Here is a 22,999-nt window from a genome sequence, read left to right on the forward strand (position 1 = left end):
TAGCTTTATAAATTAGAAACATCATATTCAACTATCCTGCCCGTTACTTGAAAAAGATCTCAAATTATTAGATGAATACTCTATACAAAACTAGTTTACATAAAGTCAATTTTCGGAACTTCCGAAATATAAAACCCCTTGGTGCTCAAGAGGCTTGTTTGGGTTCGTATTTATCGTTTATACATGGTTTTATACATTGTTGATGAGTCAGCATTTTCGGATTCTGAAGAAGCCTGGTAGCTGCATAAAAAAGGGGTGTTTTATGCAAATTCTTCTTTCACTGATTGGGGATGGTAAGAAGCAATTTCCTCAATTAAAGAATACTTAGCATTAAGTAAAAAAGCGTATCTGCTTATTGTAGATACGCCACCGATAATTTTAAAAAAATTATTAAAGCTTCAACTTTAAACCTTCATGCGTTGCTTTAAAACCTAACCGTTCATATAACCTTAACGCATCTGGTCTTTTTTTATCAGTTGTCAGTTGTACTAAATGACATCCACGTTCTTCTGCACGTTGAATTGCCCATTTTATAAGTTCAGTACCTACACCCTTACCTCTTACAGAAGCTGATGTTCTCACTCCTTCGATAGTAGCTCTCCATCCACCTTGATGTGTTATATAAGGTGTAAAAGTAATTTGTTGTACCCCAATCACTTCATTGCCGTCACAAGCCACTACTAACTCGTTATTAGGGTCAGATGTAATAGCCTCAAATGCTTTTATGTAACTATTAGGAAGTGGATGCTCATAACGCTCACGTTTACTTCCCAAAACGTCATCAGCAAGCATTTCAACAATACTATCTAAATCTTTTTTAGTAGCCATTCTAAACCTTATTTCTGTCTTCAATCAAATCCCTCTCTTATTAGTAAACCTTTTATTAATTTCTATGCTAACTGAATTCACAACATAAGTTAATTGTAATTATTATATGATATTCAATAATTTTTACTTATTTATGGATATTCTTCTTCAACTATTCTGCAACATTACTTTAAGTACATTTATTCACAATCTCAATAGTGAGTATCGGGTCTTCATTTTTAAAGAATTTTTTTGTTTTTTTAAACGATTATATTATTTTTCAGACAACCTTATTGTTCATAACCATCACAAGTAGCTGAGGTGAGTGACCAGAAATGTTTCTGCCGTATCACCACAGTACCTCCATTATCTATGCACGCCTCTAATATAGGTTTGTTCGCTTGGTAATTCCTTCCAATTTGATTAATCCGTACACCACCTATTATTAGAATAACGATGCTTACAGATATTGCGATAAGCATATTTCGTTTATTTTTATTCAATTATGAACGCTCCTTTCATATTATAAGAATTATCATTTATTGTAGAAAGTCATAAAGCGAACCTTCCATCAGTGTTTTTTTTTCATCCCCCACCTATTTATTTCTTGATTCTCTCACAAAAATTGAGGTGGGGGTTTTACAGCCTGTTAAACCGGGATAAAACCCTGATTTTTCTCCTTAGCGTAGAAAAATCAGGGTTTTATCTTCTAAATAATGTAATTACGGTCTAATATCCGCGTTTTGTCGGTAGGAACTCTTATAGAGCCGATCTCCTCTATATCGCCAATATCTCCCGAATGTCCTCTTCAGTAAGTGTAGACGATATTTTCTCCTCAGAATCGATGATCTCTGAAATCAGATGTCTCTTTTTCTCTTGCAGTTCATTCATTTTTTCTTCGATTGTGCCGCGAGCAACAAGTTTGATAACCTGTACACTATTTGTTTGACCAATACGATGGGCGCGATCTGCCGCTTGTTCTTCGACTGCTGGATTCCACCAAATGTCATATAGGATAACGGTATCTGCCCCTGTTAGATTGAGTCCTGTACCGCCTGCCTTTAAGGAAATAAGGAAAAAGTTTCGTTCGCCTGCATTAAATCGATTGCAGATTCCCACTCTCTCTTCTGAAGGAGTTTGCCCATCAAGATAGAAAAACGGTAGGTCTTGAATCGTTAATTTTCTACCTATAAGCTCAAGCATTTTCGTAAACTGCGAGAAAATCAGCACCCTTCTGCCAGAAAGCTTTGATTCCTCAATAAGTTGCATCAACTGTTCAAATTTCGCGGATTTCCCTTTATATCCGTCCACAAACAAAGCTGGGTGACAACAAATCTGGCGTAACCGAGTCAGACCAGCCAGGATTTTCATTCGATTTTTCCGAAGTGTGTCCTTGTCCAGATGCTTCAATGTATCATGTCTGAGCTTCGCCAAATAGGCTGCATACAATTGCTTCTGATCTGGAAGTAATTCCACGGATTCCATCGACTCGACCTTTTCAGGAAGCTCTGGAAGTACATTCTCTTTCAACCTACGAAGCATAAATGGTCGAATCCGTCGGGCAATCGTTTTTCTTGAGAGGTTACTGTATTCCTTTAACCCTAAGAATAGTTCAGGAAAAACAACGTGAAAAATAGACCACAGCTCCTCTAGTGAATTTTCAACAGGTGTGCCAGTGAGGGCGAAGCGATAATCTGCTTGTATCTTCTTCACCGCCCGCGCAGTTTGTGTTACAGGATTTTTAAAAACTTGAGCCTCATCAAAAAACACGGTGTGAAAAGATTGTTTCTCGTACCACATAATGTCCTTACGCAACAATGGATACGAGGTGATGATCACATCCATAGCCGTTATATCTTGTTGTATATTGAAACGTTCTTTTTTATTCCCATCAACGACAAGAGCTTGGACATCCGGAGCAAATTTCATGATTTCACTTAGCCAGTTATACGTCAAAGATGATGGGCAAACAATAAGCGCTGGGCTCTTCTTTTTACGAATGTTAGAAAGCTCCGATAAAATAAATGTGATGCTTTGCAGCGTTTTACCTAATCCCATATCATCTGCGAGAATCCCGCCGAATCCATAGCTGGCAAGAGTTTTCATCCATTTATAGCCGCTTTTTTGATAGTCTCGCAGGATGGACTCTAAACGCTTCGGCACCTCAAACTCCAGACTGCCAGGATCACGGATATTTGCCAAGAACTGTCGGAATGACTCCTCATATGTGAACGCATGGCTATCATCAACTGAATCAAGAAGCCTAAGTCCCCGAACGATTGGTACATTCAAGCCACTTTCCAGATCTTCATTCTGAATCGGAAGTGCATGCAAAAAGCGGTTAATTTCTGCAAATTCCCTTGTTTCCAATGAGAGTAGCGAGCCGTTTCGCAAACGATAATACTTCCGTTTTTCCTCTAAGGCCACTAGAATCTCACGTATCTGTTTCTCGGGAATACCATCCATTTCAAATTTGAATTCCAGCCAATTGGTCCGTTCTTTTTTGACCTTTACCCTAATTTGAGGACGAACATTCTCTTTAGAAATCCGATTTCTCACTGCCGTAGTTGCATAAATTTGAACCAATTTTTGAAGTTTGGGTACGACATGGTACAAAAACTCATACTCTAACTCTTCATTTTGTAAAAAATATCCACCGTCGGTCTTAGCAAACGAACGATCCTCCATCAGCTTTAGTATCGCTTCCTCCTTCGCAACATCCCTTATAAGCATGGAAACTGCCTGGAGTTCCCGACTGTCCAATGGATTAAATACAATATGTTCATAGTGAAACTCTAGCCCAGCAAGTAGGCGATTTTTCAGACGATCCAAGTATAACTTGGCAATCAGTGGTTTCTTCACAAACCGTTCAGAAATCGCTCCAGCTATTTGAACATCACCTAGTTTTTTTAAACCTGGAACCACTTTGTCCAGAAAAAAGTCTAATTGCTCTCTAAGGATCGGAATTCGATTCGTCCCTTGCTCTTCTAGCATTTGTTTTAGATCCGAAAGACGTTTGCAATCTTCACTCTCCAATTGGATGACCTTTCCATCAGATAATACAGACCGATACGAATTCAACACAATCATCTGATCCAAGCCTTTGATTTTCAGTTGATAGCCTTTGCCCTCCGTTTCTGCAAAGTCAAACTGTAAAGAACGAGGTTCAGGTTCGCTCACTAAGCGAAGATCGTCAAACGTATTCCCGTCATACGCTAGTTTCACCAATGGTGCTCTTTCTAGAATTGGCAAAATCCTGTCCCAAGAAGATGGAGGAATCAGTAATAGATGATGATTGCTTACAGAATCTGCTTTGTCAGGCGCTGCATCCAAGTACACCTTTTCATCATCGATTACTTGAATGAGCTGCCAAATTACAGCATCTGTCTCTTTTTGAAAGCAATGTAGGTTTGGATCATATGTGAATGCATCGGAAAGCCAGCATGGATTACACGCTTCCACTTGCTTCAAAAAGTCCCGAATATTTTGTACATGGGTCGGACCAATCTTGGCTTCTATTCCAAACATGTATCCACCCTTTCCTATCACGACGGGTTGACAGGTAAATTCGACATCAAGCATTTTTCTTTTTTCAAAGTGAAGCTGATGGCCACTTAATGGTTTAGATCGATCATTGAAAAGCGTCATTAAATCTTCTGCCAGCGCTTGATTTGTTGACGTGTCAGATGGACACTCGCTCGGAACAATGGGCATTGTCCCTTGACGCTGATGTTCATTAATCGACAGTAAAACAGCTGCAATATGTTGACAATCCTTTTGAAAGGAAGCTAGCGTTGGACAGCTGCATTTCGTGTGCAGCTCACCATGCTTACCTTTTTCAATGGTGACATGAAAATCTTCCATGCCTGTAACCGTTGCTTCACAAACTTCGGGACTATATTGTTCAAATATTACTTTTTTAGCTCGATAAAAAGAGTCTCCTCTTTTGAAGGAGACCATACCACACATTTCTTTAATCATTTTTTGACTTACTTTTATATTCAAATGCTGTGCCCCTTCCTAAGGATATACCGCTTCTGTTATCTTAACTATGTGAATTTGGTATTTTTGTATAAGCAATTATTGTACATGTTTGAAGTTTTGCATGCGTTCATGATTATGAAAAAAATCTAATTATCACGATTGTATCATAAGGTAAAATTTTTTAACTACAGTTTATTAAGATACCACCAAAATCCACATCTAACTTTATATCCAAGGAGTGATTAACAGTACTCACCCATTCATATCGTAAAAAATAAGGAAGCGGTAACATCTAAAGCCTGCTACTCTTTCAAAGAAAAATTGAGAACTTTGCTTTGTGAAAATCCATTAGAGGCAAACATGTGGATGGCTAAGTTTTGTATTTCTTGTAGTTAGTAGATATAATCAGTGCTATTCAAATTGTTTAGGGGCGTTAGGTGATTGTATGGAAAAAATGATGAATTTAAATCAAATTAAGGAAGCTATTCAAGAAAAACCATTGGTGATTCTGTTATCTAAGACAGACAATTGCGGTGTATGTGAGTCTGTTCAATGTAAGGTGATTGAACTATTGAAATCACATCCCCGAGTCAAAGGGGTATATGTATTTAATGAAGATGTGCCAGAAATTACATCCGAATATATGATTTTCTCTGCTGCTACTCTACTTCTGTTTGTGGAAGGTAAGGAAATATACAGAGTTTCTCGATTTGTTCGATTCGATGAAATAGAGCGTATACTTCAGTTATATGAAAAGGAATTGAAACGGTAATTTCACAATTACCTTTCTAGTGAACCTTGCCCTGGCTTTCCTTTTGCCATTGGCATTTGAAACTATACACTCTTTTTCTTGGTTTAAAAGTTATGTTAGTACGTTTACCTTAGTTTATACATAGATATTAAAGGTACTTGAATACTAATGTTTTAGAAAACCTACTGTAGAATAATCGGCAGGGTTAACCGTGCTTTCCCATTAAGAATAGGGGAATTGAGCCCTGCAAAGGAATAAAGCCCTCATCATGTGTCCAATTGAAGAATATTGACTTAATGAAACGAACCCTGTGTCCTAAACGCTCGAAGTATTCTCCCGCCTGTAATAGGCAATCTTTCTGAATAAGAGGACAAATTAGAAACAAACAATAAATTAAACAAAGCTAGTCTTTATTATAAAAAGACTAGCTTCAATATCTACTTCATTATATTCTTTTTGCTCCTATATATCTTTTAGACCAATAACTATTATTCATAGAGCTAATACTCACTCCATTTGATGAGGAGCTATGAATGAATTGGTTATTCCCGACATAGATCCCCGCATGTGAAGCACCAGACTTATAGGTTTCAAAAAAGACTAAATCACCAACTTGTGGTTTGGATACTTTTACTCCCTTATTATAAATACCTGAGACAGTTCTTGGTAACTTAACATCCGCACTTTCTTCAAAGACATAAGTTAGGAATCCGCTGCAATCAAAACCTTTAGGCGTAGTTCCTCCCCATACATACCGGACATTCAACTGTTTTTTCGCTACTTTAACCAATTCGCCGGATTTCACTTGAGCTGCTTTTACAGGCTGTTTTGCTACTCCCAATACTTTATATGTATTTGCACCGACAATGCCATCCGCTTTCATTCCCTTGCTTTTTTGAAACTTTTTGACTGCACTTTCAGTAGCTGTTCCAAAATATGTTGTCGTTTTCTGATTCGTGAAGTATCCTTTATTCTTTAAAACCTCTTGTAATTGTTTAACTTCTGTATGTGTCATTCCGCGTTTTAATGTTTGATCACCCAATGCAGCATGACTAACTATTGGATTTGTAAGCAGTAAGCCAGTCACAACAAATGATGCAATTATTTTTTTCATTTACTATTTTTCCTCCGATAAAATCTCTTTTTCTTTGATTTTATCATCCTAAAGTGACAGACATATTTAGCTAAGATTACATTTTCATTGCAAAAATGACAAAATACGCGTAACTCCCTCTATATAAGACTAAAGAGTATTCGAAATTACTACAATTTCTATGCGGCACTCCAAACTTTCGACATATTTTATTGTTATCTATCTTATAATTTCTTTAATGAAACTAGACGCATTCCTCATTTGAGAAATGCGCCCGATTGTTGAAGATCAATTCATTCTTTTTTTAAACTTCCCCCAATTAAATTTCAATAAGTATAGGAACAATCATTGGATTTTTCTTAGTCTGTGTATATACATATTGTCGGATTGACTTTTTTATTTGTTTTTTCAATACATTCTTTGAAATTCGATTTGCTTCTAGCAACTCGTTAACAATTTCTGTAGTAAGTCGATTAACATCTTTTCGGAGTTCCGAGAAATCCTTATCCATAAATCCACGAGAAATGGTATCGGGTTCAGAAATCAGTTTCCCTTCTGCTTTGCTCATAGTTAAAACAATCATGAGCATTCCATCCTCTGAAAGCTGTTTGCGGTCACGTAACACAAATTCCCCAACATTACCGACGTCCCCTCCGTCTACGAAGGTATTCCCAACCGGGATTTTCCGGGTATGACGGGCGATGGAATGTTCAATATCAACGACATCGCCGTTATTGATAATAAACGTGTTTCCTTGCTCTACTCCAACGGATTCAGCTAACAAACGATGATGATGTAACATTCTAAATTCACCATGAATAGGAATAAAATATTTTGGTTTCATTAATGTGAGCATTAGTTTTAAATCTTCTTGATACCCATGGCCAGAAACGTGCATTCCGGATGTACTTCCTGATCCATAAATCACTTTAGCTCCAAGTGCAAACAGGTTGTCGACGATACTCGTGACATTTCGTTCATTTCCAGGGATTGGACCTGCTGCAAAGATAACCGTATCTTCAGGTAAAATGTCGACACCGCGAAAGTTTCCAGTGGAAAGGCGGGCAAGAGCAGCCAATGGTTCTCCTTGACTCCCTGTGCATAAAATAACCACTTTTTCAGGAGCCATTTCATTGATTTCCCGCGGGTCAATTAACATTCCATCAGGAACTGTTAAATAACCACGTTTCATAGCAACCTCTACGACATTAACCATACTTCGTCCAAGCAGTGCAAGTTTTCGATTTGTTTTTTGGGCTGCATTCACGACTTGCTGAACGCGGCTAATATTTGAAGCAAAGGTAGAAATAATAACTTTGCGGTCAGCTTTCATGAAAATAGCTTCCACATGATCACCTACCATTTGCTCCGATGGGGTCAAACCAGGCCGTTCTGCATTTGTACTCTCAGACAATAGAAGCAAGACTCCTTTTTTGCCGATTTCAGCCATCCTATGAATATCCGGATGCTCATTAGTCGCAGGGGTTAAATCGAACTTGAAGTCCCCCGTATGTACTATATTACCCTCTGGTGTGTGAAAGACCATTCCCAAGCAATCAGGAATACTATGGGTCACTTTGAAAAAGCTTACACTCATTTCACCGATTTTCAAGTTTGAGTTTGAGTTGATTTCAACAAGTTCGCTTTCTCTTAGAAGTTTATGTTCTTTTAATTTGATTTCAATTAATCCTAGTGTGAAGCGTGTGGCATAAACGGGTACATTCAACTTTTTTAAAAAGAAGGGGATCCCGCCGATATGATCTTCATGTCCATGTGTGACAATTAAAGCTCTGACTTTATCTTTATTATCTACTAAGTAAGATATATCAGGGATAATCAAATCTATTCCTAATAAACTTTCATCAGGAAACTTATTGCCACAGTCGATAATCACGATATCGTTTGAATATTCGATTGCATACATATTTTTCCCGATTTCATTCAAGCCGCCTAAGGCGAAGATAGATAATGCATTCTCTTTTGTACTCACATTTATATCCTCCCATATTAAATATAAACGTAGTATGCCCCTTTGGTTTTCCTTTATCAGTGGGTTGAAGGCTCGAGCTTCCTAGAATAAAGGAAACTTTAGACTTGTCCACTAAAACAGTTGCTTTCGGTACCGGCTGATTAAAATTATCCACCTGAATTCCGATTTACGTGCCAGAATCAGCATTTTACGAGCCTGATTTATGATTTACAAGCTAGAACGCATACATTTCATACCAACTTTCAGTCTGTAAATAAAACGAAGCATTTCGCAATAAAAAACACCAACCGAAGACACGGCCAGTGTTAGATGTATAATCTACTATTAATTAATATCACTTATACTTGAATTTCAGATACTTCTTTTATAGCCACTACATACTTCTCGTGCCACTGTTTCCATAATTCTCTTCGAGATTTTATTTCTTTACCGTCCAGTAATGCCTGAATAACCTCAAGGCATACATGCCAGCCAGCAAGATCCCTGGGCGTATGATCCGTGATGGTTTCAATTTTTTCAATCAATACTAATTTACAACCATCCTGTTCCGGATACAATTCAAACCGAACAAGATCTTTGTCCCACGTAAATTCCAATACTGATTTCAGCTTAAGATCTATAATCGTAAACTCTTCAAAAGTGCCATTTTGCATATCGAATTTAATGATACCACCTTTACGAAGCTCATCAATTCGAAGCTCGGAAAACCAAGTTGCTAACTTCTCGTTTTCAGTCAACATTGACCAAACCTTTTCAACGGAGTGTTTTTCATGTCGCTCAAATCGAGCAATATACCCATGTTCACCTTTTTGTAAGTTAGCTAACATTTTTCTTCCTCCCTTTTGCTCGATTTACATTTTAGAAACCTATACAGCCTATCATACACTAAAATGAATGCTCCATAACAAAAAGCAGTGGGGAATGAAGAAAACCCCACTGTTTGAAGTTTCACTTTAGGATCTGCTCCGCCAATTCAGGATAATCAATAAACGGATTACGATTCCCCTGTAGTTCTTGGATAGCTTGATTGCGATGCATTTCGTATCGTGATACTGGAAATCGATTATGCCATTCTAGCAAAAGTGGAAGATTCGTCAGCTCTTGCTGAATCGTATTTGGATAGCGAGTTAGAAAATAGAGCGTAGCCCTAGCGACAATGCCTTTTCCGTATTCAGGCTCGAATTTGCCTGAATCTGATTTACCGCATCCGTCCTTCACACCTGAAATTCTTGCCTCAGGTACATAATCCTGAAAATCATCATACGGATAGTTGCTACGGCTACTATTACAGCTTGGCTCACAGGCAAATAGATGATGCAAATCTCCACGCATTGGCTCTTTCTTAAGGAACCAAGATTGTGGAACAACATGCTCGCAGTTTAATAGGTTTACTCCTGAAAATACGCTGATCCGGCCTTTCTCCCGGTTTTCATGAAGGATAAGGTCCTCTTCTATGACAGATAGCGGATTCATTCCTTTTCCTGAATAGAGGCTTTTCAGCTCACCATTTTCCTGAAGATCGACCCAAGGATATAAAAAACGATGCGGGGTGTACCCGAGTTCATTGCTATGTGTTTCTTGAAGCAACATAATTAGATTTTTTTTCAAATAATGATCAAAGGCTATGCGAGAATAATAGTCTTTCTTCATTTCATTATCTGTCTCATCATCATAGTACGGTCGATTTTCTAGATTCCTAAAGTAATTCGCTTGAATCGTTTTCCACTCATGGGCTAGCAGGGTTAACTCCCCCATCAGCTACTCAACACTTGTGAAGTTAATTTTTCACTAAAGACTTCCTTTAAATGTTCCACAGCTGTTAGATACAATAACCCATTCCCTTCAAGCTTTGGTGAATGGCCTAACGGAACAGTTCTCTTGATGAGTTGTGCATAGAGCTCCGGCTCAGTCAAATTTCGTTCAAAGCTTTTATTCGAAAGTTCCTTGATTAACGCCAGTGCTCCTGATATATGAGGCGTAGCCATTGATGTTCCGCTCAACTTTGCATATTTCCCATCCAAATAGGTGGATAGTATCTCTTCGCCAGGTGCCACTAAGTCTACTTCTTTATTCGAGTTAGTGAAATCAGAAGAACGACGATTCAAATCTACAGAACCTACGCTGATTACTTCATTATAGCAACCAGGATAGCCTAATTCATCCGTTGTATCTAGACCATCTCCCTCATTTCCTGCTGCACAAACAACGAGGATTTGCTTTGCGATAGCATTCTGAATCGCTTGCTGCAATTCAGGTACATCATCTGGACCACCGAGGCTCATAGAAATGATGTCCACTTTCTGCTCTACTGCATAATTGATTCCGTTAATAATCCACTCATACTGACCAGAACCTTGATGATCTAGTACTTTTAAAATTAATAAATTCGCTTCTGGCGCAACACCAACGACACCCACTCCATTTTCAACAGCCGCAATTGTACCTGCTACATGCGTCCCATGACCATTATAATCGGTGAAAATATCAGGGTTGCTATGATCATCTCCCGTAAAATTCCGTCCGCCAATAATCCGCCCTTGCAAATCTGGATGGTCCACGTCACAACCGGTGTCCAAAATTGCAACCGTAATGCCCTTTCCTTTTGACTTCTCCCACAGCTTTGGAGCCTGAATAAGCTCAATTCCCTTTGGCACCTCTGCAACCTTCTCAACCAATGCATCTACCTGATACGGAATCAATCGTACTTTTCGCTCCATTATTACCCCTCCTGATAGGATGAATTCGTAGCATTATCTTGGTTGTTACCATTATTTTAACAATTACAAAATTTTAAAAAAGAGTCTTTCGGCTCATTTAAGAACAAACGTTTCTATTTCAGGGATATTTTTCTACATTATAGAAAATATAAAAATACATACAAAAGACACTTTATCTTGTATTACCAAAAGAACCACAACAATGGATGCCAGAAAAAATAAAACAGAGAATGTCTTCTACTAAATTGATCAAACAAAATGCCTTACCTATTGAGTTTTTGGCAAATTGTCCATTTATTTTATTGAAACAAGAATATGGTTTTCGTCGTACAGTATTAGAATTATGTGCGAGGGGTAAATTTGAACCACAGATTGCTTATGAAACAAGTAGTATTGAAACAGCTCAGTCTCTTGTCGGGCATGGGCTCGGTCTAACAGTAGTTCTTGAAATGATTATTCATTGGAGTGCTTATCTAACCTCCCTTGCTTATATGAGATTAGATTCAAATCCTACTCGTACATTAGTGTTTACATATAACAGGAAACGTTATCTTAGTATGAATGAGAAAGCTTTAATAGAAATTTATGAAAAACAAAGTTAAATTGAACACTTTATCTGTGAGTTTTTTTAATCTTTAAGTTTCTTTTTATGAAGGATTTTATTCATCGTTGAAACAAATTCGTTTATGACGCACTCAAACGTGGTTAATGGCTAAGTGGTAAAGGGAGGTTTATCAACCACTTCTTATGGAAAATGGCCCAATACACCCAAACGCGCATATATACATGGGCGCCTCGATTTCGATTTAGTTTAATTTAAGTAGCTTTCAAAAATTTTTACTATAAAAATCGTTTCTCAACTTACCGATTAGCTGCGCATATATTTTTGTGGTCTCACTGTTCTCATGTCCAAGTAAGCTCTGGATTACTTCAATAGTTGCACCGTTTTTGATCATGTGAGTCGCATCTGTACGTCGTAATTGAGCAAATGAATACTCTTTTTTATTCCTGCACAACTTGATATACGCTTAACGATATAACTCAAAAGGAGTCGAAGCTCATACTTATTTTGGATCTTCTTTCAGTGATATACAAGCAAGGATCCTCATTGTCTCATTCGTCTTAGTATCATATAGCCACAGGGAGCAGCGAGAATACTTCAAAGATAAAACATTAATTGTTTAATTGGAACATCGGATTTCCGTAATCCACTTGTATCTTATAAATTCGATAGAGAATGTCGTATACAGGTAATCCTCTTTTCGGATAGTTTAGTTAAATCGTGCCTTCGTATTCTCCATCAACTGGGTCCATATAAACGATTTCTCTGCTATCAGACACGTCTTTCCTTCTATCAAAAATTTTATAAAACCCTTGGACCCTAACATATTTTCATCCACCTTAATAATCCACTGTACCCCGAACGTAATTCCAATGATCACACCTCAGGTAATAGGAACTTGTAATTATCCCTCTGACACTAGTAGTTACAGTCCATTGTTGGAGAATGGTCAATGTCATTTAAGCTTTCATTTCAAAAAGCAAATTCTTATTTAAGAATGATCCTAAAAAACTCACTTCCACATCATGGCCCGCATAAGTGAGAGGTGCTTTCTTCGACTTTTTAAAAAGACTTTAATCTGATCTATAAGAATGAATTAGGGGAATCTACTGTTTCTTTTTTCGTATACTTCCCACAATCCATAATAAAAGAGGAATTCCGATAATATTGACTGGAAACACAAAAGGAATCCAATACTTATTTATATATTCCACTTCAGTTATTGTGACATTTGGAAAGATTAAGGCATATACGAATGAAAAAGCAGCCACAAACCAAATAGTTTTTCGCCATTCTTTGATTTTAAGCCATTGAGCTGTTCCGTAGCTGGCCATAAAGAAATACAATGAATTTATAATAAAACTACTTAGCATCCAGATTAATAGGACTAAAAGATCTACGTTTTGGATAAACCCCATTACGGAGATAAATCCAATCGCATCTATAACAGGATATTTTAGTTTATCTGCTACCTCAGGACTTAAAGTCATAAGTACAACCATTGAACTTGCACATAGCGCCAATCCAGAAAGAGCAACTCCCCATATTGCTCTTGAGGGTCCTTGCTGTGGTTGAGCCATGAATGAAACAAACATCATCATCATAACAGACTCCCCCAAATAAGAATCAAGGTACAAAGTTCCTTTAAGTATCGGACGCAATCCTGAATCTGAATATAAAGGTAGTATTTTGCTAAAATCGAGATTTGGAACAGCTAGGATGAATGTTATTACTCCTGAAAAAACCAGTATTATCCCGAAAACTTCGCTACATCGGCCAATTCCTTCTATTCCTCCGCCTGCAGTGACATAGATAACTAACAAAAGCATTGTCAAGATCAACACCCATAAAGGTGTTGTTGGGAGCAACATTGTGATTGTGAAATCAGCAAATTGTCTTAAATTATAGCCAATCACCGAGTACCATTGGAAAAGATATGTAATCACAACAATGTTTCCTATCCACTTACCTAAAATGGTTTTACTGTATTCAATTAAGGTTTGATTGGGATACAAAAGGCTCACTTTGGTTGCGACAAAGACAATCAATACCCCGAAAATAATGGCGATTAGATAGGAAATCCAAGCGTCTTGTTTCGCGTCTCTAATTGCTGTACCCATGGTCGTTATAAGCATATTTCCTGAAACAAAAGTGAACATTATCCAAAATATTTGGACTCCTGAGATCTTCATTTTTTTGATCTCACTTTCTTAAGGATGGACCTGACATTCCTACTCGTCGAATGGTCAAGTTTACTTTCACAGTGACATCAGCATCTGAAAATTTTTTGTCCCAATCATTCATTAAATCTCCCCACTGGTGCGGTATCTGTTTATGAATTACCTCACCAAACCCAAAAATATCTGTTCCGTATTCCGTTTGAACTTTTGTAATGGTATGAACAACTTGCTTTTTATATTGTTTATTAAATTCGTTTTGTATGAACTCAAGGTTTTTGGGTTGCGTTAAGTCTAAATTTGTATTATTTTCGATCACAGCTCCTTCTCCAGTCAATACAATGGTAAATTTTATTTTTTTATTTCTGCTGATTTCTGGTATGACTTTGCTTCCCATTTTGTCTAAATCCAAACTGACATTGCCATCCTCTATTAGAATAGTAAGCGAACGTTTCTTCAGGATCTCCATGATCCAAAGCTGGTCTCTATATTCATCCATGTTTAAATACCCACACAATTTAAGATCTTGATCAAAAATGGCACTTCCTGTCAACTGATAGGACTTTTCACCTTTTTTACCTACGCCTTCACCATCTTGAAAATTCCCAATTTCAATCGCAGGTAGGTTTGGGCGTATCCCCTTACTGTTCGCTGCTTTGAGGAAATGTAAATATGAAGTATCATTCATCCCCCCAGCTTGAACGTGTTCCTTTAATGGCGCTTCAGCAGGAATATTTTCTAATGGGTAGGATAGGTTAAGCATGTCTATTGCTGTACCTTTTTTCACAACAAATGCATCGGTCCGCAAGCTGGCATTCGAGTCCTTGATAGTAAAGTCAAGCTGATTTTTGAGGCCTAGTTTCGCAAATTCCTCCCCAAATAAAAGAACCCTACGTTGTCCATAAAATGCTTTCCTTGAAAGTTTCATCTGTATATTCTGTGTTGCATCGGTTACATTTTTCCCTATGGCTGAAATTAATAAAAAGTTTTTTTCTCCATTACCTCCTCCCCCATTTTGGGGATTCATACTGGAGGGAATTAATATTTGACCGCTCAATTGAATGCCCTCTTTTTCTATAGCGTCCAATCCTGTTGCTATCCAAATGGCACGATCATTTATCTCAACCCGATCCCAACAACCTGATGTGAACAAAAGGGAAGAGTAGATTACAAAACAAATCAGTCGTCTGTTCATTTACTATTCCTCCCCCTATTTTGGACTAGGTTTTTGTCCTTTTGGAATGCGCTTTTTATTTCGACCAGAAAAAAATTCACGACGATAATTAAATGCCCATCTAGGTGCCCTTACCACGATATCCTTTAAATCCCTTGGAATGAGTGGAGCAACCGGACTGAAATAAGGAACACCATACGACCGAAGATTGACAAGGTGAATAGTAAGAGCAATAAAACCTATGACAATTCCGTAAAAGCCAAGACACCCTGCTAGAATCAGCATGACGTACCGAATCATTTGAAAAGCATTTCCGAAACTATAGCGTGGTATGCCAAACGCAGCTATACCAGTCGTGGCTACAACAATCACCATCGGGGCAGAAACAATCCCGGCTTGTACAGCTGCCTGACCGATAACGAGCGCTCCCACAATACTGACAGCTGAACCAACGGGTTTGGGTAACCTAATGCCTGCTTCGCGAAGACCGTCAAACATAAATTCCATGAGAAGTACTTCAATTACGGCTGGAAACGGAACAGATTCACGGGAAGCAGCAATGCTGATAAGTAGACTGGTCGGAATGAGTTTTGGATGATATGTGGTTAGGGCAACATAGATTGATGGAAAAAATATGGATACATTTAATAATATAAAACGAATAATCCTTATGAAAGTCGCATACATAGACCGTTCATAATAATCCCCCGCAGCTTGGAACCCACTCCAAAATGTCATCGGTAGCACCAAGGCAAATGGGGTGTTATCCACGAGTATGGCAACTTTCCCTTCCAACAAGCTCGCTGCTACAATATCTGGTCTTTCGGTATTTTGGATTTGTGGGAATGGAGAATAAGGATTATCTTCAATAAATTCCTCAATATACTCCGACTCCAGCACCCCATCTATTTGTATTCTCTTTAATCTCGTACGAACTTCATCCAAAATGGAATCCTGAACAATACCATCAATATAAGCAATTATTACATCAGTCTGTGAGAATTCACCAATCGTGATTGGTTCCGTTTTTAGGCTTGTACTCCGTATCCTTCTACGTAAAAGACTTGTATTAGTCCTTAAATTTTCAATAAATCCATCTCTCGGCCCACGAATAACGACTTCGGTCGATGGTTCTTCAATACCTCGTTTTTCGTATCCTTTCAATTCTGCCAGTAAAGCATCTGTTTCTCCATCAACTATTATCCCGACATTTGCCTTCAACACACCATCAACAAGTTCACTCATTTTCGAAACAGTGGTAACTTGAGAGATCGCGACAAGGTGTTGTTTCAAAATTTGTCCAATTTGATGAACTTCTCCCATTCCTTCCGGAAGTCCTTCAAACATCATTGGTTTTAAAAATAATTCGTCAAGCGTCTTTGCATCACTTAATCCATCCACATATATCACAAAGATTTTAGTTTCTCCGGATATATAAATTGGTCGTATGACAAAATCAGAACAGTTTTGAAAACTTTCTTTTAACACTTTCTCGTTTGTTGAAATTTCTGAGCTTAACATATCTTTGTTAATATGAGCAGGTAGAGAATCTATTTTTTTATTTTTTTGTATTTTTTCCCATTTCCCCATTTTTTTCATTCTCTAACCTCCCTTGCTTCACAATGTAATTTTCCCAATCAGTGACAACGTATACACATTAAGACCCTGTAACTGTAATTTTGTTACCATTCTTATAAATTATCTTTCAGTTGGAAAACACTGCGAACCGTTTAAGAACGCCTCGATAAGGTGAGAATGGACAATGCTATTATTGTTATCTTTAGTACACAAACTGGAAACACCGAGTTTCTGTCTTATAATGTTCGATAAACACAAATAGACTGTTGAGAAAAATTTTCTCAACAGTCTAAAAAGAGGAACACATTTCGAAATAACAATCTGTATATCTAATTCATTACTCGGAGTAACACCTTATTTACTATAACAATTAATTAAGTAAGTGGATCAGGTTTAAATTTCTACTAGTTTTATACAAGGTCATTTTGTTTTTCTTCCGTTAAGGCTAATAGGCGCTTTTTAATTTCAGCTACATCTATATTTTTTTGCGAAACACCCGTTTCCATTGCATCGTTTGCAAAAACTGCTGCCAGTTTCATTTCTTCGTTAATTTCCTTAGCTCGTACATCTAAAGAACCTTGGAACATACCAGGGAATGCGAGTACGTTGTTCACCTGATTCGGAAAATCCGAACGTCCTGTACCTACGACTAATGCTCCAGCAGCTTTTGCACGATCCGGCATAATTTCAGGCGTGAGGTAGCCATAGCAAATATTATAGGATCACGATTCATGGAACGAACCATTTCTTCGGATGCTGCATGTCGCTTTTCGATCAATGGCTGACAACGCTCGAAAAGCGCCTTATGTTCATAATCCACATAATAGCCTAATAGATGCACACGTCTACCTCTTGCAAAATCATAACCTGAAACTTCGGTACCAGGGATGATTTCTAGCCCAGTTTCTTTTCCCTTTTCCACCATTTCCTACAAACCATACGTTGTATCATGATTCGTAATTGCTAAATGGAGAATTCCCTCATTTGCCGCAAATTCTCATACCTCTTCAAACGAACAAGACCCATCTGAAATATTCGTGTGACAATGTAATTCAACCTTCATTGCTAATTCTCCCCCATTCAAATTGCTTGACTCGGGTTACCCCACTCTTAACGGGCAATATGACTCCATTGATAGAAGTTTCACTTTATCCTAACTTGGTACCAAGTTGACAACATTAAAATGAGGTAAGTATGTGTAAAATTTATTTCGAATCAAGTTTTCATTTCGGAGATTATTAGCGGTGTTATCCATTTTTAATTGTTAGGGATTTCCTAAAGAGACATGTTAACGCTATTTTAATATTCAAAGTGTTATAACTCTGCATTATGTACCTTGTATTAAAAACGAGGTCTATCCAAATTAAATAAGCAGAGGCTGCCCAAAAAGGTTTTGACCTCACATTCTATATACCGTTGTCATTCATTTAAACGATATAAAATAGATGTGGGGTCTGAACCCTTTATGATGGGACAGCCTCTGCTTTCATGTATCATTCACCTAAATCTACATTATGGTAGACTTGCTGAACGTCTTCTAAATCTTCTAATGCATCAATCATTTTTTCAAATTGCTCTTGTGCGTCTGCTTCGAGCGTTAGGTCATTTTGCGCAAGCATCGTTAGTTCGGCAACAGTGAATTCAGTGATTCCAACATTCTTGAACGCCTCTTGCACAGCATGAAACTGATCAGGTTCAGCATAAATGATAACCGCTTCATCTTCTTCTACGATGTCACGTACATCTACATCTGCTTCCATTAATAGTTCAAGCACTTCATCTGCTGTTTTCCCTTCAAGGCCAAAGACAGCTGTTGCATCAAACATATAAGCTACAGATCCACTGACCCCCATATTACCGCCGTTTTTACCAAATGCAGCACGAACATCTGATGCAGTACGGTTCACGTTATTTGTCAGTGCGTCGACAATAACCATAGAACCATTAGGTCCGAAACCTTCATAACGAAGTTCGTCATAATTTTCATCAGAACCACCTTTGGCTTTTTCAATGGCACGATCAATAATCGCTTTTGGCACATTGTACGTTTTGGCACGCTCAAGTACTACTTTTAAAGCCTGATTCGATTCTGGATCTGGCTCACCTTGCTTAGCTACTACATAAATTTCACGCCCAAACTTTGCGTAAATACGACTCGTATTTGCATCCTTTGACGCTTTTTTCTCTTTAATATTGTTCCATTTACGGCCCATGATGACCACTCTCTTTCTACTTTGAATCTATACTAAATTATACATATGAACTATGCGACTGCTTAAAACATTTTTACAAAATAACGATAAGATGTTCGTTACGCTTTCCTATTGCTGACGAACCATCCTAATAGAAGTTTATGCCTTATTACCAGCTTATATTATACAACAATTATATAAGTTGTTTCGAGTTTTAATGAAAAAAACATGAGGCTTTCCACAGAAAAGAATCTCTTCGTTCATGATGCTGGAATCGTTTTATCTTACTAAAAATATTCAGGTTGTATGGAGATTTGATTTCTATTCATTCATTCTTCCCCTATAAAATCAAGCAGCAGATGTCTGTTTTCACGTCTTTTTTCTACAATCAGTTTGGCATAAAGAACCCCATAGAAATACCCTTCAAACGAGGTGCGAATTTTCCCAATTTGTTTCGCAAAAATTGTTTGTTTAAAGGCGTTGACGACTTCTTCTATCACATTTTCTAACGGGCAATCGAGATTGATTTTTTTATAGGCAATAAGCACTCGGTTCCAAAGTTTATAGATGGCAGATGCACTGAAAAAGGGCTTGGCAGCTTGGACAAATTCCTTATGAACCGATTCAGGTAAATAGCTTTCGTCTAACTCTTGTTGGATGCTTGGATCTACTTTTTCTTGAGAGATAGATTCTTCAGCCTGCTGTGATCGATTCCCCTGTTCGGTTACGTTATTAGGTTTTGTTTTAATCTCACAGAGTGAGCTTTGCTTATTCTCTGTTTTATTAGGAGTGACAGGTTCGGTGACAGCTTGGGGTGACATATTATTTTTCAAATCATCTAGTTGTTGAAAAGTTTGGATGACAATGATGTTCACGCCTTGTTTACCATTCATTTTCGCTGTCGGAATTTTTTTAATGATTCCTAATTGCTCTAACTTGTTAACGGCGCGAATGACTGTTCTTCGACTTAGCTCAACGTTTGTTGCGATATAATCGTATTTAGCAAAGCTTACACCAATAACCTTCACGGAATGTCTCCAAATGAAGGTTAAGACGTTGTTAGTGCCTTCTGATAATTCAGCTTTGTGCTTATACAAAAACCCCCGAACGGATTGATCCATTTCTTCAATCGTCTCGAATGATTGATAATGTTTAATCGTTTCAAAATTTAGTCTCTCCATTATTCTCGCCCCTTTTTTATGTTGTCACTCTCTTTATAAGGGCAAAAACAAAAAAAGTAGCATCGTCTAAAAAATTTTTTAAAGTTTTTCTAATATGAAAGAATTGCAAATAGCCAAGGCTATTATAAAGCACTTGGCTTTGGTCCAAATACACAATTGCATCTGCATCGTCCTCGCTATTTGATTTATAAGCCGGCTGTTGCTTTGAAATAAATTTTGATCCAAAATACCTTGCAAATCCATATTTTTTGATGAATAAAGTGAAACTTCCATCAGTGGGGGCTTTTTTCATCCCCCACTGATGGTTAGTTGAACCAATCGGGGATTTACAGGCTGTTTATCCCCCACCTATTTATTTCTTAATTCTCTCACAAAAATTGAGGTGGGGGTTTTACAGCCTGTTAAACCGGGATAAAAACAATCCATTTTGAAAAATCTTTTTATCAAAATGGATTCATGTCTAGCAGCTTTACGTTTTGATTTTTATAAAAAAGTTGATAATTTCTGTGATCTTTGTTCTATTCAAGCTCCTTGAATAGAGTAAACTAGTAGTTCTTATGACCATAGTTAAAAATAAATGATTATGAAAATTATTTCACTTCTCTATAAAGGTTGATTTCTGTACTTTCTCGAAGTTTTCTAAGCTCTGGAACAATTTTCAAAACATGTTCACTTTTATTGTGTTGATTTATAGCTTCTTCATCCACCCATTCTTCGATCATAGTAAGGATGGTCGGATCATTGATATCTTCATGAAGTGTGTACGTTATACAGCCTTTTTCTTTTCTGGTTTCTGAAATAACTTCACTAGCCATTATTAAATATTCCTCAACCTTTACACCTGGTTTTAGTTTGGCTTTACATACAACTCTAATCATTTTATTAACGCCTCCTCTTTTTTGTGAAAAAGGAGCGGGGCTTGGCAATATCAGCTCCGCCACCTTCATTAGGTGATGCAAGTTTTAGAACCTGAACCTTTTTCATCTTTGAGCTTTAAATCAGATGCTCATGAATGTTTTTTTATGATTGTCTTATTACAGAATCTAGCTCAACTTCATTATTTTAACATGATTTTCGATACAGCTTTACAATATGTAATCTGATGAGAAAAGATTTAATCGTTTGATATATACCCAAGTTCACATATACCTTGTGGTGGCCATATAAGGAAGATCGCGGGAACAATCGATTGCTCTTGCTATGACCAAACGCACTTTCTCGAAAGTATCCTTACAGATCGAGCTTTCTGTGACCATTGAAAAGTTCTACCAAATGCTCACTTTTTGAGTATGCCCAAGTTTGATAGACTTTTTGGACTAGTCCAGATATACTTTTTCAATAGTAAGGAAAAGGAGTGTCTGTTTTGTTTCAATTCTTATTGAGTTTATTGATTATAATAATTATTTCTCAGTTATTTGGTACTCTAGCAAAAGTGGTTGGCCAGCCCAAAGTAGTTGGGGAGATGATTGGCGGTATTTTAGTAGGTCCTTCATTTTTAGGTGCCTTGTTCCCTGGGGTCCAAGAGTGGTTGTTCAATAAAGAAACAAAAGAACATTTGTTCCTATTAAGTCAGCTCGGAATATCTTTATATATGTTTATAATAGGAATTCAAGTAGGTAAAGAAAAGATAGAAGATAAGCTAATAAAAAACGCTATACAACTTGCACTGGTGGGGATCATTCCTACTTTTTTTATGACATTTATAATAGGTTGGCATATTTATCCTTATTTAGAACAAACATTTACCACTCAATTAATCTATTCTTTGTTTATGTCAGCTAGTATCTCTGTAACTGCCTTTCCCGTACTAGTACGGATTTTAGATCAACAAAAGATGATTAGAACAAAGTTAGGGAGATTTGTTGTCTTAGGTGCAAGTATAGATGATTGTCTAGCATGGATCATGCTGCCAATTATCCTTTCCATTGCTAGCCTAAATTTTTCAGTTAACAGTATGAGCATGAGCATTTATATGATTATTTACCTTTTAGTCATGTTTTTTGTTATCAGGCCCATTTTAAAATATATTGTTTCAAATAAGTACAATACCTTAAATAATGAATTTTTTGCATTATTTATTTTTATTTTTTTATGTAGCAGTCTTGTATCAGAAAAAATTGGACTTCATGCTATTTTTGGAGGATTTATAGCAGGATTAATCGTACCTAGATTAGATAGAGTCACCAAAGAGTTAGATACTAAAATCTCAGATTTTGTAAATACACTTTTGGTTCCTATTTACTTCGTAAGTTCTGGTTTTAATGTTGACCTAAGCTCTTTTACAAGTAGTAATCATTTAGTCATCGTTTTAATGTTTATTGGGATGGCATTTATAAGCAAATATTTTGCCTGTATGATTTATGCAAAAATAATAGGTTATAGTTGGGGGGAATCCAGTGCTATAGGGGCTTTAATGAATGCACGGGGATTAATGATCTTAATATTTGCCAACATAGGTTTAAGTAGTAAATTAATTTCTAATACGGATTATAGTATTTTGTTCCTTATTGCGGTTATTACCACTGCCCTTACTTCCCCATTAGTAAAATGGTCTTTATACCGTAAAACAAAGGTTCAGGTATAAAGAGTTAGTAACAAACGGTATTCTTAATCAAGAATCTAATCCTACACATAAAAAAAGAGCGCAATTTCTATACTGGAATTGCTCTCTTTAATGGAATAACATATTAGTTTCTATTAAGTGTAGGTAATTTAGTAGAAGATCATTGCTTAAACCTTATTCAAATTAAGCACCAGTTAGTTCAACAAATAGATTTAAAATGAATGGTTACA

The 22,999-nt window shown here is 37.1% G+C and carries 18 protein-coding genes and 1 pseudogene; 3 read left to right on the plus strand and 16 right to left on the minus strand.

The window, feature by feature from the left end; genetic code table 11:
• Positions 1–390 precede the first annotated feature (390 nt).
• Positions 391–852, minus strand: a complete 462-nt coding sequence (locus JNUCC23_RS18355; protein WP_403068159.1) for a GNAT family N-acetyltransferase — start codon at positions 850–852, stop codon at positions 391–393.
• A 732-nt stretch (positions 853–1,584) separates the two neighbouring features.
• The gene (locus JNUCC23_RS18360) at positions 1,585–4,812 is read right to left on the minus strand and encodes a DEAD/DEAH box helicase (protein ID WP_454212882.1); all 3,228 of its coding nucleotides are present in this window, start codon (positions 4,810–4,812) and stop codon (positions 1,585–1,587) included.
• A gap of 424 nt (positions 4,813–5,236) precedes the next feature.
• Here JNUCC23_RS18360 and JNUCC23_RS18365 point away from each other — a divergent pair, with 424 nt between their 5' ends.
• The gene (locus tag JNUCC23_RS18365; protein ID WP_454212884.1) at positions 5,237–5,563 is read left to right on the plus strand and encodes a thioredoxin family protein; all 327 of its coding nucleotides are present in this window, start codon (positions 5,237–5,239) and stop codon (positions 5,561–5,563) included.
• A gap of 424 nt (positions 5,564–5,987) precedes the next feature.
• Here the strand turns inward: JNUCC23_RS18365 and JNUCC23_RS18370 are convergent, their stop codons facing one another.
• The 5 genes from JNUCC23_RS18370 to JNUCC23_RS18390 all read right to left on the minus strand — a co-directional run bounded on the left by JNUCC23_RS18370 (position 5,988) and on the right by JNUCC23_RS18390 (position 11,342).
• Positions 5,988–6,656, minus strand: a complete 669-nt coding sequence (locus tag JNUCC23_RS18370; RefSeq protein WP_454212886.1) for a C40 family peptidase — start codon at positions 6,654–6,656, stop codon at positions 5,988–5,990.
• Positions 6,657–6,954: 298 nt separating this feature from the next.
• The gene (locus tag JNUCC23_RS18375) at positions 6,955–8,625 is read right to left on the minus strand and encodes a ribonuclease J (protein WP_454212888.1); all 1,671 of its coding nucleotides are present in this window, start codon (positions 8,623–8,625) and stop codon (positions 6,955–6,957) included.
• A gap of 338 nt (positions 8,626–8,963) precedes the next feature.
• Positions 8,964–9,452 carry an SRPBCC family protein gene (locus JNUCC23_RS18380; RefSeq protein ID WP_454212890.1) on the minus strand — a complete coding sequence of 163 codons (489 nt, stop codon included), beginning with the start codon at positions 9,450–9,452 and terminating at the stop codon, positions 8,964–8,966.
• A gap of 121 nt (positions 9,453–9,573) precedes the next feature.
• Positions 9,574–10,380, minus strand: coding sequence for an endonuclease I family protein (locus JNUCC23_RS18385; protein WP_454212892.1), 807 nt, complete (start codon positions 10,378–10,380; stop codon positions 9,574–9,576).
• A complete protein-coding gene (locus JNUCC23_RS18390) occupies positions 10,380–11,342 on the minus strand; it encodes a S8 family peptidase (RefSeq protein WP_403068135.1) in 963 nt (320 codons plus the stop codon). Before JNUCC23_RS18390 ends, JNUCC23_RS18385 begins: the two co-directional genes overlap by 1 nt.
• A gap of 206 nt (positions 11,343–11,548) precedes the next feature.
• On the opposite strand from JNUCC23_RS18390, the gene JNUCC23_RS18395 reads away from it, so the two are divergent.
• Positions 11,549–11,944, plus strand: a complete 396-nt coding sequence (locus JNUCC23_RS18395; RefSeq protein WP_454212894.1) for a LysR family transcriptional regulator substrate-binding protein — start codon at positions 11,549–11,551, stop codon at positions 11,942–11,944.
• A 225-nt stretch (positions 11,945–12,169) separates the two neighbouring features.
• On the opposite strand, the gene JNUCC23_RS18400 is transcribed toward JNUCC23_RS18395, so the two are convergent.
• The 9 genes and pseudogenes from JNUCC23_RS18400 to JNUCC23_RS18440 all read right to left on the minus strand — a co-directional run bounded on the left by JNUCC23_RS18400 (position 12,170) and on the right by JNUCC23_RS18440 (position 21,084).
• A complete protein-coding gene (locus JNUCC23_RS18400; protein ID WP_454216142.1) occupies positions 12,170–12,298 on the minus strand; it encodes a tyrosine-type recombinase/integrase in 129 nt (42 codons plus the stop codon).
• Between the two features lie 712 nt (positions 12,299–13,010).
• The gene (locus JNUCC23_RS18405) at positions 13,011–14,096 is read right to left on the minus strand and encodes an endospore germination permease (protein ID WP_082674925.1); all 1,086 of its coding nucleotides are present in this window, start codon (positions 14,094–14,096) and stop codon (positions 13,011–13,013) included.
• Between the two features lie 10 nt (positions 14,097–14,106).
• Positions 14,107–15,276: a Ger(x)C family spore germination protein gene (locus JNUCC23_RS18410; protein WP_403068126.1), complete on the minus strand. Its 1,170-nt coding sequence runs from the start codon at positions 15,274–15,276 to the stop codon at positions 14,107–14,109.
• A gap of 15 nt (positions 15,277–15,291) precedes the next feature.
• Complete coding sequence (locus JNUCC23_RS18415) at positions 15,292–16,854, minus strand: spore germination protein (protein ID WP_403068122.1); 1,563 nt, start codon at positions 16,852–16,854, stop codon at positions 15,292–15,294.
• 389 nt (positions 16,855–17,243) lie between these two features.
• Positions 17,244–17,593 (minus strand): annotated as a pseudogene (locus JNUCC23_RS18420) (NAD-dependent malic enzyme); the annotation flags it as partial.
• 733 nt (positions 17,594–18,326) lie between these two features.
• Positions 18,327–19,046 carry a YebC/PmpR family DNA-binding transcriptional regulator gene (locus tag JNUCC23_RS18425; protein WP_403068120.1) on the minus strand — a complete coding sequence of 240 codons (720 nt, stop codon included), beginning with the start codon at positions 19,044–19,046 and terminating at the stop codon, positions 18,327–18,329.
• 308 nt (positions 19,047–19,354) lie between these two features.
• The gene (locus tag JNUCC23_RS18430) at positions 19,355–20,206 is read right to left on the minus strand and encodes a helix-turn-helix domain-containing protein (protein ID WP_454212897.1); all 852 of its coding nucleotides are present in this window, start codon (positions 20,204–20,206) and stop codon (positions 19,355–19,357) included.
• A 16-nt stretch (positions 20,207–20,222) separates the two neighbouring features.
• The gene (locus JNUCC23_RS18435) at positions 20,223–20,498 is read right to left on the minus strand and encodes a hypothetical protein (RefSeq protein ID WP_454212899.1); all 276 of its coding nucleotides are present in this window, start codon (positions 20,496–20,498) and stop codon (positions 20,223–20,225) included.
• Positions 20,499–20,796: 298 nt separating this feature from the next.
• The gene (locus JNUCC23_RS18440; protein WP_454212901.1) at positions 20,797–21,084 is read right to left on the minus strand and encodes a putative quinol monooxygenase; all 288 of its coding nucleotides are present in this window, start codon (positions 21,082–21,084) and stop codon (positions 20,797–20,799) included.
• Positions 21,085–21,569: 485 nt separating this feature from the next.
• Between JNUCC23_RS18440 and JNUCC23_RS18445 the strand changes: the two genes are divergently transcribed.
• Positions 21,570–22,790 carry a cation:proton antiporter gene (locus JNUCC23_RS18445; RefSeq protein ID WP_454212903.1) on the plus strand — a complete coding sequence of 407 codons (1,221 nt, stop codon included), beginning with the start codon at positions 21,570–21,572 and terminating at the stop codon, positions 22,788–22,790.
• Positions 22,791–22,999 lie beyond the last annotated feature (209 nt).

It is taken from the genome of Peribacillus sp. JNUCC 23 (assembly GCF_053653995.1).

Bases quoted from the DNA above. Each gene is read 5' to 3' on its own strand.
- JNUCC23_RS18415 (WP_403068122.1), bottom strand. From the start codon at position 16,854: ATGAAAAAAATGGGGAAATGGGAAAAAATACAAAAAAATAAAAAAATA.
- JNUCC23_RS18430 (WP_454212897.1), bottom strand. From the start codon at position 20,206: ATGGAGAGACTAAATTTTGAAACGATTAAACATTATCAATCATTCGAG.
- JNUCC23_RS18395 (WP_454212894.1), top strand. From the start codon at position 11,549: ATGCCAGAAAAAATAAAACAGAGAATGTCTTCTACTAAATTGATCAAA.
- JNUCC23_RS18370 (WP_454212886.1), bottom strand. From the start codon at position 6,656: ATGAAAAAAATAATTGCATCATTTGTTGTGACTGGCTTACTGCTTACA.
- JNUCC23_RS18440 (WP_454212901.1), bottom strand. From the start codon at position 21,084: ATGATTAGAGTTGTATGTAAAGCCAAACTAAAACCAGGTGTAAAGGTT.
- JNUCC23_RS18400 (WP_454216142.1), bottom strand. From the start codon at position 12,298: ATGATCAAAAACGGTGCAACTATTGAAGTAATCCAGAGCTTACTTGGA.
- JNUCC23_RS18365 (WP_454212884.1), top strand. From the start codon at position 5,237: ATGGAAAAAATGATGAATTTAAATCAAATTAAGGAAGCTATTCAAGAA.
- JNUCC23_RS18380 (WP_454212890.1), bottom strand. From the start codon at position 9,452: ATGTTAGCTAACTTACAAAAAGGTGAACATGGGTATATTGCTCGATTT.
- JNUCC23_RS18385 (WP_454212892.1), bottom strand. From the start codon at position 10,380: ATGGGGGAGTTAACCCTGCTAGCCCATGAGTGGAAAACGATTCAAGCG.
- JNUCC23_RS18435 (WP_454212899.1), bottom strand. From the start codon at position 20,498: ATGAAAAAAGCCCCCACTGATGGAAGTTTCACTTTATTCATCAAAAAA.
- JNUCC23_RS18405 (WP_082674925.1), bottom strand. From the start codon at position 14,096: ATGAAGATCTCAGGAGTCCAAATATTTTGGATAATGTTCACTTTTGTT.
- JNUCC23_RS18410 (WP_403068126.1), bottom strand. From the start codon at position 15,276: ATGAACAGACGACTGATTTGTTTTGTAATCTACTCTTCCCTTTTGTTC.
- JNUCC23_RS18425 (WP_403068120.1), bottom strand. From the start codon at position 19,046: ATGGGCCGTAAATGGAACAATATTAAAGAGAAAAAAGCGTCAAAGGAT.
- JNUCC23_RS18390 (WP_403068135.1), bottom strand. From the start codon at position 11,342: ATGGAGCGAAAAGTACGATTGATTCCGTATCAGGTAGATGCATTGGTT.